Here is a 12,800-nt window from a genome sequence, read left to right on the forward strand (position 1 = left end):
GCCTGCCTCTCGACCGCGGACGCGTGGAATGGAGGATGAGATACCACCGATGACGTTGCCAGCCGCATCTGTGGATCACGCGCTTGAGCGTTACCAACCTACGGGACACTGCCTTCCGTCGCCTGCACGGGGATGGGCGTTCCGTCACGCTTCAAGGGCTTCCCGGCATGGACCGACCGATCGCTGCCGTGCTCGTCGTCGCAGTGTCGTCCGTCGCCGGCCGCAGCGCCAGACGACGCCCGAAGACCTCAGTCCGTGGTGGATCCGGTCACTTCGACGACCGAGACGGGAGTACCCAGTTCGACGGTGCGGGAGACGGTGCAAAGTCGATCGTGCGACTGCTGCAGCGACCGGGGCAGCGCCTCGCGCGCCCTGTCGCCGTCCGCACCCGGGGGGAACGTCACGGTGAATTCGACCCGGAGGTTCTGCATCCGATTTCCTCCGGCCTCGTCCCGGATCTTGTCACCAGTGACGTCGACGGAGAACCGGGTCGGCTCGGCTCGGCGGCTGGTGATGTGGTCCACGTCGATCGCAGTGCAGCCGCCGATGGCGGCCAGCAGCAGTTCCACCGGTGTAAAGCTGGCGTCCTCGCCCGCGCCCATCGACATCGATCCGCCGCGGACATTCCGCACGACGTAGTTCCCCACGCTGGTGCGCTCGATCTCCACCGAGCGGAAGGTGTCGTCACTCATGACAGGAAAACTACTACCCCGACTCCGAGCCAGGAGCCCGGCCGGCCGATCGGCGCAGCCGGATGGTTCGCTTCGTCGGCCAGGCCCGCTCAGTGGGCGGGATTCGGCGTGTGGGGCCGCCGACCCAGCTGGTGCCAGTCGGTCTCCACGACGTCGACGCCGTAGTGTTCCGCGGCGGCGAGGATGTTCTGGAACGCCAGATCACGGTCGTCGTCGTCGACGCCCTGCACCTGGTCGAACCGGGCAACGGCGTTACGGACGTGAGCCGCGTCCGTCAGCGGTTCCTTGCGCTTGCCGGGAAACGCGAAAACGCTCTCCGGCAGCTCACGCTCGTCTTTCTCGGACAGGGTGCCGTGCTCCTCGTGGGGCTTCCAGGTGGGTGTCATCGCCCACCAATACCCACTCGTCACCCGCTGGCACCCCCACACCGGATATTTCGACGCGGCCTGCTCGACAGCGCGCCAGTGCCTCCGAGCGGCTCGCGGCAGTTCGCCCGGCGGCAGAATAGGGTAGGCGGGAATCATCGGCTTGGAGGCGTGTTGTGGATCTGCTGTTGTCAGTCCGGCCGGGCCGGGATTGCACCGTGCTCGAGGTGCGCGGGGAACTGGACATGGCGACGTCCCCGCAGTTGCGCGAAGGTCTGCAACAGTTGATTGACGCCGGTGACCGCCAGGTAGTGGTGGATCTGGCCGGGGTGGGGTTCATGGACTCCAGCGCGCTGGGCGCGCTGGTGGTCATGTTCAAGGCGTTGCGTGACGTCGACGGCAGGTTGAGCCTCGCCGCGGCGCAGCCTGCCGTGCGCAGCGTCCTGACGGTCACGTCCGTGGACAAGGTTATCGACGTGTATGACAGCGCGCAGGCCGCTGAAGCCGATGTACCGTCCACGGACGGCGCGACCGGCCGGTAGTCAGTCAGGCGGCAGAGGTGCTGGCACGCGCCTGGTCGGCGCCGGCGCTGCTACGCCGGCCCTCGCCGTGTCCGCCGTGCCAGTCGAGGATGAACAGGGTGGCGTCATCGGCCAGAGTTGGTCCGCTGACCTCGAGTACGGCGTCGGCCAACGCCCGGACAGCCTCGCGCGGGTGCAGACCGCCGAACGATCGCAGCATGGTCGGTAGATCCAGGCTGGCGGCGCCGCGGTCCCGCATGCCATCGGTGGTCACCACCAGACGGTCGCCTGGTCGCAGCGTGATCTCACCGGCGCGGTAACCAGCTTCGGCGAACATGCCCAGGGGAAAGTTGGCCGGTAACGACAGCGTCCGGGTGTCCCCGTCGCGTACCAGCAGCGGCGGCACGTGCCCGGCGTTGAGCAGCGCGCATATCCCGGTGCGTAGGTCGAGGCGGCCGAGGATCGCGGTGAGGTAACTGCCGGGCACGGCGGCGTTTTCGGCCACCTCGGCATTCGCGGACTCGGCCTGCCCGATCAGACCAACCCCGCGGCGGCGGCTGTTGCGCAGACTACCCACTCCCAGGGTGGCAGTTAGCGCGCTGGCCACCCCGTGGCCCATCGCGTCGGTGACGCTGAAATGCAACACGTCCCGGGCAAGGCTGTAGTCGAAGGTGTCCCCGCCGACGCTTGCTGCGGGCTCCAGCCAGCCGGACAGGGTGAACGCATTACCCTCGCAGGTGAACGAGCCGGGCAGCAGGCGGCGCTGGATCTCTCCGGACAGGGTGAACGGGGTCGTGCGTTGTCCCCACTCGAACAGGTCCGTGTACCGCCGGTTGGCAATCACCACGAACGCCAGCACGTGCGCCGTGCGGGCGATCTCCTGCAACGTCGGCGGGGAGGGCTCGTCCGGCAGGGTCATTTCGAGCAGGCCGATAGCCTCACCACGGTCGGTCACCGGCGCCAACACCGTCCACCCGTCAGGCTGCGCGACAACCTGCGCCGTCTGGCTGCGTAGCGCCTGCTCGGCGAGGCCGCCGTCGAACGGCATCACCGTGGCAACCTCATCACCGTGTCGGCGTCCGTCACCGGCACCGTCGAACGGCACATGGGCCAACCGGACCAGCGCCCGACCGCTGAGGTCCGCGATCAGGAACGCGACGCTACGCGCCCCCAGCGCCGCACCAAGTTCCCGGGTGACCGCCTCGACCGCCTCGACCGGCGAGGCGTTCTCCGCCGCACCCAACATATCGGCCATGATCCGCCCTCGACTGCTCTGCACTGTCAGAGCCTACGAGACTCGGGCCGGTCGCCGCCGAGCACGGGGACGGTCACCGCTGCGTCGCCATTCCAGCCGGCCACAGTTCAGGGCCCACCGGTGGAGGGCCCCGACCCCCTCGACCACCGCACGGGTCCCGTCCTCCGCACAGCCGTTCTCTCACAACGTGCGGAAACGACAGATCAGGGCGGCCGACACCCGAGGGTGTTGACCTCCATGCACGTCTGCCGATTAGACACATGGACTCGGCGATCGAGTCCGACAATCAGCACCATAAGGTCACGTCTAGTTCAGGGGGTAGTCATGGCGAGAAAGAGAAAATCCACCGTACGGCAGGCACTCATCCTTGCCTTCGCGGCTGGGGCGGTGACCGGAGCGGCGGGCACGTTCACACTGCGACGCCGCCGGCAGGATGACGGCTTCCCGACGGGCGACGGCCACCTGGACGAGGGCATCGCCGCGTCGCTCGACGGTCGTATCGACGCCCCGTCTCAGGGGCCTGCGAGCAGGACCGCGGCGCAGCACCGTTGACCCCGGCAGCGCCCCGGACCACGTCACTGTGTGAGAGAGATGAGAGTTTCGATGCCAGAACGTCCTAGCGGTGCCCCCGGCCCCGCGTCTGCTGAGACGCCGGTCGCCGAGTTGGTGCAGCGCGCCACCGACCAGATCACCCGGCTGGTTCGCGACGAGCTGACGATGGCGCGGGCGGAGATGACCGCCAAGGGCAAGCGTGCGGGCGTCGGCGCCGGACTGCTCGGTGGAGGTGCCATGCTTGGCCTCTTCGCCGGGGGAACCGCCGTCGCCACGATCGTGCTGGCCCTGGCCGCGATCATGCCTGACGCGGTGGCCGCCCTGATCGTCACGGTGATCCTGGCTATCGCCGCCGCCATCGCCGCCCGGCGCGGCAAGAAGCAGGTCAGCGAGGCTATGCCTGCCACACCCACAGCGACCAGAGACAGCGTGCGAGCCGACGCCGAGACGATACGCGGCGCAGCGAGTCGGAGGCAGCCATGAGTACACCAGCCGGAAGCGGCGACCCGGATCAGACCCGACGTGACATCCAGCAGACACGCGCGGAACTCGGGGAAACCGTAGCCGCCCTGAGCGCCAAGACCGACGTCAAGGCCCGTGCCCGCACCAAGGCCACCACCACCGCCGGAGGACTCCGCCAGCGCGTCACCCAAGCCGGCCAGTCGGCGAAGACCAAGGCCACGCAGCTGGCCCAGACGATGAGCCAGAAGGCCTCTCAGCGCGCCAAGCCGGTTGCGCAGAAAGCACAACAGGCCACTTCGTCGGTACGCGACTCAGCGAAAGCCGGTGCGCAGGCCACCGGCAAGGCCGAGTCGACCTTGATTGCCTCCGCTCGCGCCGCGACCACCAGGATCGGGAGCTCGGTGCGCGCAAGACCTGTACCGGTCCTCGCCGCCGCTGGCACTGCGGCCACCCTCGCGATCATCGCCTACCGACGCCGCTGGCCCCGGTAGGCAGCCCGGCGGAGTGTCTCGACGCCACTGGTCCTGGCTGAACGTCGGGGTCGATGGCGTCGCGTCGCAGGCTCCGGCCAGGCTTGGTGGCGCTCACCCTCGCCGGCGTCGGTGTGGTCGACGCCGTCGGTGACAGGGTTGACCCGGGCCGGGTCGGTCAGCGTGTGGCTGTTCATGGCAGCCGCCGGGCGGCCCACCGGCACCGAGTTCGCACCGCGCCCCCGCCCGGGAACCAGGCGGTGGTCCGCTCCGCGCGCCGTCGAACGGTCGCCACCGGGGACGCGGAGCGGACGAACCGCTACGGGACGAGCGCCTGGTTCACCGTCAGCGGCCGTATGTTTCCAGCAGCCGCAGCCAAACCTCGCTGACCGTCGGGTACGCCGGAACTGCGTGCCACAGCCGGTCCAGCGGGACCTCGCCGACGACGGCGATCGTCGCGGCGTGGATCAGTTCCGCGACGTCCGGACCGGCGAGGGTGAAGCCGACGATCACCTTCCGATCCTCGTCCACGACCATCCGGGCGTGACCCTTGTAGCCATCGGCGTGCAGGGAGGATCCGGCAACGGCACTCAGGTCGTAGTCCACGACCCGGATCCGCAGCCCGGCCGCCGCGGCCGCCGCCGCGGTCAGCCCCACCGACGCGATCTCCGGGTCGGTGAAGATCACCTGCGGCACCGCACGCTCATCGGCCGTCGCCGCGTGCCGGCCCCACCGGCCGTCCTCGACCTTCTCCCCCTTTGCCCGGGCCACGATCACGTCGCCCACCGCGCGCGCCTGATACTTGCCCTGATGGGTCAGCAGCACCCGCCGGTTCACATCACCGGCGGCGTACAGCCACTCCCCGCCGCCGACGACGCGCAGAGTGTCGTCGACCGCCAGCCAGGCACCCGGCGCCAGCCCGATGCGGTCGAGGCCGATGTCCTGGGTGTTCGGCGTGCGGCCGATCGCCACCAGCACCTCGTCGGCCTCGACCCGCGCGCCGTCGGCGGTCTCGATGTGGACGGTTCCGCTGTCGTCGCGGTTGACGGAAGCGGCCTCCGTGCCGAGACGTACCGAGACACCGGCCTCTCGCAACGACTCCGTGACCAGCTCACCGGCGAACGGCTCCACCGACGGCAGCACACCGTCACGAGCCAGTACCGTCACCGAAGACCCCAGGGCGGCGAACGCCGTCGCCATCTCGGTGGCCACCACCCCACCACCGATCACCGCGAGTCGGCGAGGAACCGCCCTGGCCGAGGCGGCCTCGCGGCTGGACCACGGCGCCGCCTCCCGCAGACCCGGGATGTCCGGCAGCAGAGCGCTGCTTCCGGTCGCGACGACCACCGCGTGCCGCGCGGTCAACCTCGTCGTGACACCGTCGGCACCGGTCACCTCGACGGTCCGGGCCGAACGTATCCGCCCGTGGCCGCGATGTAGCGCGATCCCGGCCGAGTCGAGCCAGGCCACCTGGCCGTCGTCCTTCCACTGCGACGCGAAGGAGTCCCGGCGACCCAGCACCGCCGCCACGTCCAGGTCACCCGTCACCGCCTCCCGCGCCCCCGGCACCTGCCGCGCCGCCCGCAACGCGGACGCGCTGCGCAGCAACGCCTTGGTCGGCATGCAGGCCCAGTACGAGCACTCCCCGCCGACCAGTTCCCGCTCGACAATGGCGGCGGTCAGGCCGCCCCGCACGACCCGGTCGGCGACGTTCTTGCCGACCGGGCCCGCCCCGATGACGATGACGTCGTACTCGATGGTGGGGGTCATGTCAGTTGCCCCTCGCGCTGCGGCCGAGACGGAATGCGGCGATGAGGAAGAAGATGGCGCCGGGGATGGCGTAGCCAGCCGCGTTGGTCAGCGACGGGTTGTCCGCGGAAGCACCGGCGATGAAGGACGCGCCGGCCAGCACCGAGATGCCACCGCTGATGATCATCGGCCACTGCCCGCCCATCGTGCGACGGGTGACACCGACGATCAGCTGAACCAGACCGGCCACAACCGCCCAGGCACCCCAGACCCGCAGCACCGCCGGAATGCCGGACGCGGAGGCGAGACCAATGCCGAGGGCCGCGGCCAGGCTGACCGCGATGTTCACGTACAGCAGAGCCGGCGAGCCGGTGGCCCGGGACGAGCGCACATCGTAGATGGCGGCACCCACGTCGAACAGTGGGTAGAGCACGAAGAGCGCCACCGTGAGCGGCCCGATCTCCTTGGCGGTCGCGATCGTCACGAGTGCCCACACGATGGCGAACGCGAAGCGGATGAAGTACAGCCGCCGTAGGGCGGAAGCGGTCGAGGAGATACCGGGCGAAGCAACAACGGAACTCACGATGATCCTTTCAGGGATGGATGCTGCGGAGGTCGACGGCCTGCGAGGGGTTGGGCTCCTGGGGTGTGGGCCTGGCTTGCGTCGCCAGGTGTCGCTCCTGCTCGGGCGCGAGGCCGGCTAGGGAGAACGAACGTTCTGTCCTGCAACCCTGCCAGCCTCGCCACCCGATGTCAAGACCGAACGTTCTACCTCTGGAGTGAGGAGGGCCTCGGACACGCGGGAAGTTCAGCCAGACCGAACGTTCTATCCGCTAGGATGGTGGTATGACGCACGGCCAAGCCGATACCCGGCCCTCTGAGGCGCGACATCGGCTCCTCAGCACGGCAACCAGGGTCTTCTACGCCGAGGGCATCCATTCCGTCGGCGTCGACCGGATCATCGCCGAGGCGAAAGTGACCCGGGCCACCTTCTACCGGCACTTCCCGAGCAAGGAAGACCTCATCCTCGCCTACCTGCGTGAGGTCCATCAGATGGAGCGCCGCACGGTCGACGCGGCCATCGCCACCAACCCGTCGCCGGTCGACACCCTTCTGGCCATTGCTGGCTCGGTCGCTCAGGGCGTCCAGTCCCCCGGGTTCCGCGGATGCGCATTCCTCAACGCCGCGGCGGAATATCCCGACACCGACCATCCTGTGCGCCAGGAAATCATCGCCCACCGGCAATGGTTCCTGGACACGCTCACCACGCTGTTGGCACAGGTCCACGAGGAGACGGCAGACCCGGCCGCGCGCCACTTCGCCATGCTCCGCGACGGCGCCATGGCAGCCGGATGCCTTTTCGACCCCGCGTTGGTGGCCGAGACCTTTCTCCGCGGGATCGAAGGACTTCTTCGGATCAATGCCGAGCGGCAGTCGACCGAATCCACCCCTTAGTACAACTCCGACTGAGTCGCGGTCACGCCTCGGAGTCGCGATCGCCGGAAGTCTCCCGCCCGATCGGCGAGGCGGTAACCTCCAGCGGCCGTCCCCGGCTCCGCAGCGCGTCGAGTAGCGCGACCAGGGCCAGCACCGCGGCCACCACGCTCAGCCCGACCATCGGCACCCAGCGGGCCAACGCCGACGTGAACAGCAGCAGGGTCACCAAGCCGATTATCTGGGAGCGGGGAACCCGGCCGAAGATCTCGTACTCCAGCCGCATACGGGCGACGAGGAACAGCACCGGACCGCCTACCACGAACAGAAGCCAACCGGGCCGCGACGGTCCGTACGGATGATCGATCACCAGCTCGTAGCCGACCGAGGTGACGAGCACGCTGAGCACGATCAGCAAGTGCGTCCGTTCCGTCGCCGTGCCCAGCCGCGCGGGCATCCGCGCCCGACCCAACGCGTCGGTCAGCAGTAGACCGGCGCGGTGGAAGTAGATTCGCCAGAGCAGCGCGCTGGTGAGGAACGCGATCCCGAAGGCGGCTGCCCGCTCCGCGGAGTAGTCCGTGCCGCTGAAAACCATGCCGATGACCAGAATCGACTCACCGAGTGCGATGAGAAACATCTGCTGGTGACGGTCGGCCAGATGCGTCCCGGCGATCCGCCAGCCGCCCACCGCTGCGGGTCCGAGCCATGGCAGTGGCCAGCCCATGGCCCAGGCGAGGTAGTCGACGGCGAGGGCGGCGGCCCACAGCGGCAGGCGAAGTTGGTCCGGGCCCAACGCGCCGGCCAGCCAGAGCGGCGCGCTCGCCGCAGCCCATGCGGCAAGCCGGAACGGCACCAGCCGCCGCGGATGGCCACGCAGCGCAGCGGCGACCACCAGCGGCCGCACCACCATCACCGTCAGATAGGCGGCCGCGAACGGCAGGGCTCGCTCCTCCATGCCGCGCGGCAGCGTTACCGCCATGACCAGGCCGGCGAACATGGTGCCGACCACTACGGCCTGGATGACCCACCGCTCTGGTTCGTAGCGACTGGTGATCCAGGTGGTGTGCGACCAGATCAGCCAGAGCGCCAGGAAGAGCAGCAGGGTACGACCGAACCCCGTGACGAGCGCCCAGCCGGTGTCATTCCTGACGTCGGCGAATCGTTGCGAAACCCGGGTGAGGGCCACAACGAACGCCAGATCGAAGAAGAGCTCCAGGAACGTGGCGCGGCCCGCACTCGTGGGAGGGCGCAGCAGTTCGGCACCGCGTCCCGCCGCCATCGTCCGCCTCCGTCCGCCCCTTGTCGCACCAACGAGTCGGCCGCCAGCGGGTTGCGTCACCTGCACGGCGTCCCCTCGCCCGCCTCGACGACACACGGCCGCTCCTCCGGGTGCTCCTCCACGGCCCGAGCGGTGATCCTCGCCCAACACAACGGGGATCAGGCAACAGCGTCTGCGGTCTCTGTTTCTGGCGTGGTCAACCACCGGCCCGTGCGGCGTTACGGCCCGGCTTTCAGCACGTCGACCTCGCAGCCCGGCGAGAACGGGTCGAAGCCGTGCTCGACCAGCCAGCGGACCGCCAGCAGGCTCCGCAACGACCACCACGCGCGGATCACGTCGAGGTCGACGTCCGCGCCGTAGCCAGCGACGACGTCGCTAAGGTGCTCCTCGTGTCCGAGCGTCAGGCTGGCGAGGTCGTACAGGGCATCGCCCTGGCTCGCCTCGGACCAGTCGACCACCCCGGTGATCTCGTCACCGTCGACGAACACGTGGGCGATCTGGAGATCGCCGTGCGTGAACACCGGTGTCCACGGCCGGAGCGCGGCCTCGGCGACCTGACGGTTGCGCGTGACCAGGTCGGCGGGAAGGACACCGTCCGCGACGAGCCACTCGCATTCGCCGTCGAGCCGCGATGCGATCTCGTCGAGGCTCCGACCGGGCCACGGCGGCAGCGGGGCGTCGTGCAACAGGCGTGCGGCGGCACCCGCCGCGGCCCACGCCGCCGGCGATGCGGTCGACGGCTCGCCGAGGCGGCCGAGTGCCGTGCCGCGGAGGGCGGCGAGCGCGAGCGCGGGCGGTTTCCGCCACAGGACCTCCGGAGTCGGGATCGGCGCCATGGTCATCGCCTTCACCTCGACGTCCGTCCGCGTCTGATCGGCGTCGATCTTCAGGAACACGTCGCCGACGCGTAGGGTCGCGCGCTCCTGGTGGGCGACGACGACCTCGACCTTCGTCACGTCGGCCATTATCTCGGAGCGACCGTCGACGTCACCGGCTTTATCGCGGCGGGCGGCGAGGCTTCAGCGGTGCGCCTCAGGAGCGTTCGATTCGGACGGCGACGCCGTCGAGGATCAGATTCAGCCCGAGCGTGAAGTCCGCGTCGGCGATCGCCGAATCGGGAGTGTCCGACGGCGGTGCCTCGAACAGCGTCGAGGAGAACAGCCTGGCGGTCTCCGGGAAGCGCTCGGGCTCGACGAGCCGTACCAACGCGGGGCCGTAGTCACGCTCGGCGTCGGCCTGCCCCTGGCCTTCGGCCCTGCCCTCGGCGAGGTCGTTGTACTGCCGCACGAACTGCACGACGTAGCCGCTGATCAGTGACAGGACGCCGACCTTGTGCGCCCAGTCGAGGCGGGTGCCGGACAGGACCGCAAGGCCGACCTCCATCCAGGCGATCTGGTTCGGCCCCGACGGCGGCCCGGAGGTGGGCACGCGCGTCAGCCACGGCCGACGGTCGAACACCGCGCGGTGCTCGAAGGCCCAGCTGCGCAGCCCGCGGCGCCAGTCGTCGACGGGGACGTTCGGCGGCGGACCCAGGGCGGCGTCGGCCATCAGTTCGAGGAGTTCGTCCTTGGATCCGACGTACCGGTAGAGCGACATCCCGGTGAAGCCGAGGCTCTTGGCGACCTTGGGAAGGGTCACCCCGCCGAGCCCGTCGCGGTCGGCGATCTCCACGGACGCGCCGACGATCCGGTTGACGTCGAGGGCCGCCGGCCGCCCGAGGCGCGAGGACTCGGACCTGCCCCAGAGTCTGCGCAGCCGGACCGGGATCAAATCCTCGCTGGTCATGGCCCCCTCGTTCGTCTACGGAGATGAGGCCCCATCATGCCAGACGGCATTAATATGCCTGTGATACTTTCTCAAGCAAACTAAAGTTGGGCTTCGGGGAGAGGGACGACCATGAGCGTTGACACGGCACCACGACGGACATCGAGAGGGCCGGTCCTCCGCGCCGAACGCGCCCTCGCGCCGGACCTTGCCCGGGGAGCGATGCTGCTGATCATCGCCCTGGCCAACGTCGCCGGGGTCGTCTTCGCCGGCGAGCCCGGCCTGGACGCCACGCCGGCAGGCATCGATCGCGGCCTCAATTTCCTTCTCTTCGAGCTCGTCCACGCACGCGGCTACCCGGTCTTCGCCGTGATGTTCGGCTACGGACTGGTCCAGCTCGCCCGGCGCCAGGACGCCTCCGGCGCCACGCCCCGCCAGGTCCGCTCGGTGCTGTTGCGCCGCAACCTCTGGCTCATCGCCTTCGGGTTCGCGCACGCCGCGCTGCTGTACTACGGCGACTTCCTCGGCGCCTACGGCATCGTCGGGATCGTGATGACCCTCCTGCTGCTGCGCCGCGGTGAGAAGCTCCACCGGATCGTCCTGGCGCTCTGGGCGTTGGCGGCGGTCGAGGTCCTGATCCTCGGCGCCATCGTGGTGAGCGGAATCGCGGGTTCAGGCGGCTCCGCACCACTGCCGGCGGGCCACGTCGACTCCCTCGCCGCGTCCGGCTACCTCGCCTCCATCGTGGACCGGCTCCGCGAATGGCCGATGCACACGCTGACCGTCGTGCCCTTCATCGTCATCGCCTGGCTGGGCATGTGGGCCGCCCGCCGCCGTGTCCTGGAGGAGTTGGCCCGCCACCGGACCCTGCTCACCTGGACGGCCTTCCTGGGGCTTGGCGTCGCCGTCGCCGGAGGACTGCCGGCCGCTCTGGTCAGTGCTGGATGGTTGCACGTCGACAAGCCGACCGCCAGCCTGATCCTCACGCTCCACGGCGCCAGCGGCATGTTCGCCGGTCCGGGCTACGTGGCGGTCTTCGGCCTGATCGCTCTGCGAGTGGCCCGGCCCGGCCCCGTCGTCAGTGCGCTCTCCGCCCTGGGCCAACGCTCCCTGTCCGGATACCTGTTCCAGTCGGTGGCGTGGCTACTCCTCCTGGCGCCCTTCACGCTCGCCCTGGGCCGGCGCTCGGCAGCCCCACGGTGTCCGGTGTGCTCATCGCGGTCACCATCTGGCTGGCGACCGTGCTCATCGCCCGCCTGCTCGACAGGCGCGGGCAGGCCGGGCCGGCCGAGATCGTCCTACGCCGGCTGACCTACGGGCCTCGGGCCTAGGACCGCGCTCGAGCGCGCACAGGTTGCAGGTCGGCGCTCATGCTCCCTTCGGAGGCAGCCCGAAGATGGTCAAGGGTGTGACACCTCGTTCGGGACACACCCTTGACACATCTACCGGTCACACCGTTCACCGCTGACGGGTCCCGTCCACGATCGCGGAGGGTCAGCAGCCGATCCGGCTGGACCCGAGCGCGACGTCGTCGTACCAGAGGGTGTCGGCACCGCCGCCGTAGCTCTCCCAGCCCAGCTTCAGGTCGGTGAGCTGCGGCCGCCAGGTGCGGTTGTACCACTGGCTGTCGATGTCGTGCGTCGGTACACCGTCCGCGGTCAGCCCGACGATGGCGGTGCCGTCCAGCCAGGTACGAAGCTGACCGGCCGAACCGTCCACCATGAACTCCACACAGGCCCACCGATTGGTGGGTAGCGGCACACTCTGCGCCACTCCGGCCGGGCTCTGCTCGGGCAGGGTCGCGTCGTCGGAGGCGCGGTTCCACTGCAGGGCGCCGTTCTGGCCGCCCAATCGCAGGTCCTTGTTACCGTCCGCGGCGTCGGCCATCGCCATCATCGTGGTGTGATCGGTGGGCTGGGCGGTGGTGTGCCGTACCCAGATCCGGCCGTACCGGACACTACCCAGGCTGCCGAGGTTCTTCGTGGACCTGATGAAGACGTGGTTGCAGTACCCGGCGGCGCCGTTGATCCGGACCGCCCGGCTGCCGCTGTGCGTGGTGGTCGTATCGATGGTGGCCGTGCCGGCGCCGGAACAGTCCGGGTTCACCACGGTCCAATCGCCGGACGGCGTCGAGCCGGTCTGGTTCTCGAAGCCGTCGCAGAGCACCGCCCCGGCACACCCGGTCGGCGGCGGAGTGGTCGGCGGGGGCGTCGGTCGGCGGCGGGGTGGTCGGCGGGGCGTCGCTGGCGGGCGGGTG

The 12,800-nt window shown here is 69.6% G+C and carries 13 protein-coding genes and 2 pseudogenes; 6 read left to right on the forward strand and 9 right to left on the reverse strand.

Features of this window, described 5'->3' with window-relative positions; genetic code table 11:
- Positions 1–248: 248 nt before the first annotated feature.
- Both JNW91_RS08775 and JNW91_RS08780 read right to left on the reverse strand, forming a co-directional pair.
- Entirely contained in the window at positions 249–692 is a 444-nt protein-coding gene (locus JNW91_RS08775) for an OsmC family protein (RefSeq protein ID WP_203174386.1), read from the reverse strand.
- A gap of 89 nt (positions 693–781) precedes the next feature.
- Positions 782–1,102 carry a DUF6582 domain-containing protein gene (locus JNW91_RS08780; protein ID WP_309244288.1) on the reverse strand — a complete coding sequence of 107 codons (321 nt, stop codon included), beginning with the start codon at positions 1,100–1,102 and terminating at the stop codon, positions 782–784.
- A 131-nt stretch (positions 1,103–1,233) separates the two neighbouring features.
- Between JNW91_RS08780 and JNW91_RS08785 the strand changes: the two genes are divergently transcribed.
- Positions 1,234–1,599 carry an STAS domain-containing protein gene (locus JNW91_RS08785; protein ID WP_203174387.1) on the forward strand — a complete coding sequence of 122 codons (366 nt, stop codon included), beginning with the start codon at positions 1,234–1,236 and terminating at the stop codon, positions 1,597–1,599.
- 4 nt (positions 1,600–1,603) lie between these two features.
- Here JNW91_RS08785 and JNW91_RS08790 read toward each other — a convergent pair whose 3' ends face one another.
- Positions 1,604–2,857: a PP2C family protein-serine/threonine phosphatase gene (locus JNW91_RS08790; RefSeq protein ID WP_309244289.1), complete on the reverse strand. Its 1,254-nt coding sequence runs from the start codon at positions 2,855–2,857 to the stop codon at positions 1,604–1,606.
- Positions 2,858–3,436: 579 nt separating this feature from the next.
- On the opposite strand from JNW91_RS08790, the gene JNW91_RS08795 reads away from it, so the two are divergent.
- Together JNW91_RS08795 and JNW91_RS08800 are read left to right on the forward strand one after the other, a co-directional pair.
- Positions 3,437–3,868 carry a phage holin family protein gene (locus JNW91_RS08795; protein ID WP_238424620.1) on the forward strand — a complete coding sequence of 144 codons (432 nt, stop codon included), beginning with the start codon at positions 3,437–3,439 and terminating at the stop codon, positions 3,866–3,868.
- Positions 3,865–4,338, forward strand: coding sequence for a DUF3618 domain-containing protein (locus JNW91_RS08800; RefSeq protein WP_203174389.1), 474 nt, complete (start codon positions 3,865–3,867; stop codon positions 4,336–4,338). The genes JNW91_RS08795 and JNW91_RS08800 overlap by 4 nt, the downstream gene beginning before the upstream one ends.
- A 324-nt stretch (positions 4,339–4,662) precedes the next feature.
- Here JNW91_RS08800 and JNW91_RS08805 read toward each other — a convergent pair whose 3' ends face one another.
- Together JNW91_RS08805 and JNW91_RS08810 are read right to left on the reverse strand one after the other, a co-directional pair.
- Positions 4,663–6,087 (reverse strand): dihydrolipoyl dehydrogenase family protein, encoded by a 1,425-nt coding sequence (locus JNW91_RS08805; protein ID WP_203174390.1) that lies wholly within the window; start codon positions 6,085–6,087, stop codon positions 4,663–4,665.
- Between the two features lies 1 nt (position 6,088).
- Entirely contained in the window at positions 6,089–6,649 is a 561-nt protein-coding gene (locus JNW91_RS08810) for a hypothetical protein (protein WP_203174391.1), read from the reverse strand.
- Between the two features lie 263 nt (positions 6,650–6,912).
- Here JNW91_RS08810 and JNW91_RS08815 point away from each other — a divergent pair, with 263 nt between their 5' ends.
- Positions 6,913–7,521, forward strand: coding sequence for a TetR/AcrR family transcriptional regulator (locus JNW91_RS08815; protein WP_203174392.1), 609 nt, complete (start codon positions 6,913–6,915; stop codon positions 7,519–7,521).
- A gap of 22 nt (positions 7,522–7,543) precedes the next feature.
- On the opposite strand, the gene JNW91_RS08820 is transcribed toward JNW91_RS08815, so the two are convergent.
- From JNW91_RS08820 to JNW91_RS08830, 3 genes are all read right to left on the reverse strand, one after another.
- Positions 7,544–8,779, reverse strand: coding sequence for a low temperature requirement protein A (locus tag JNW91_RS08820; RefSeq protein WP_203174393.1), 1,236 nt, complete (start codon positions 8,777–8,779; stop codon positions 7,544–7,546).
- A gap of 218 nt (positions 8,780–8,997) precedes the next feature.
- Complete coding sequence (locus JNW91_RS08825) at positions 8,998–9,744, reverse strand: phosphotransferase family protein (protein WP_203174394.1); 747 nt, start codon at positions 9,742–9,744, stop codon at positions 8,998–9,000.
- Positions 9,745–9,811: 67 nt separating this feature from the next.
- Positions 9,812–10,564, reverse strand: a complete 753-nt coding sequence (locus tag JNW91_RS08830) for a TetR/AcrR family transcriptional regulator (protein WP_238424621.1) — start codon at positions 10,562–10,564, stop codon at positions 9,812–9,814.
- Positions 10,565–11,359: 795 nt separating this feature from the next.
- Here JNW91_RS08830 and JNW91_RS33890 point away from each other — a divergent pair.
- Positions 11,360–11,668: pseudogene (locus JNW91_RS33890) on the forward strand (DUF418 domain-containing protein); the annotation flags it as partial.
- A gap of 116 nt (positions 11,669–11,784) precedes the next feature.
- On the forward strand, positions 11,785–11,874 hold the full coding sequence (locus tag JNW91_RS33895; protein WP_407664280.1) for a hypothetical protein: 90 nt from the start codon (positions 11,785–11,787) through the stop codon (positions 11,872–11,874).
- 163 nt (positions 11,875–12,037) lie between these two features.
- Here JNW91_RS33895 and JNW91_RS08840 read toward each other — a convergent pair.
- Positions 12,038–12,800: pseudogene (locus JNW91_RS08840) on the reverse strand (cellulose-binding protein); the annotation flags it as partial.

The sequence above is a fragment of the Micromonospora parastrephiae genome (genome assembly GCF_016802865.1).
In the GTDB taxonomy this organism is placed as follows: domain Bacteria; phylum Actinomycetota; class Actinomycetes; order Mycobacteriales; family Micromonosporaceae; genus Micromonospora; species Micromonospora parastrephiae.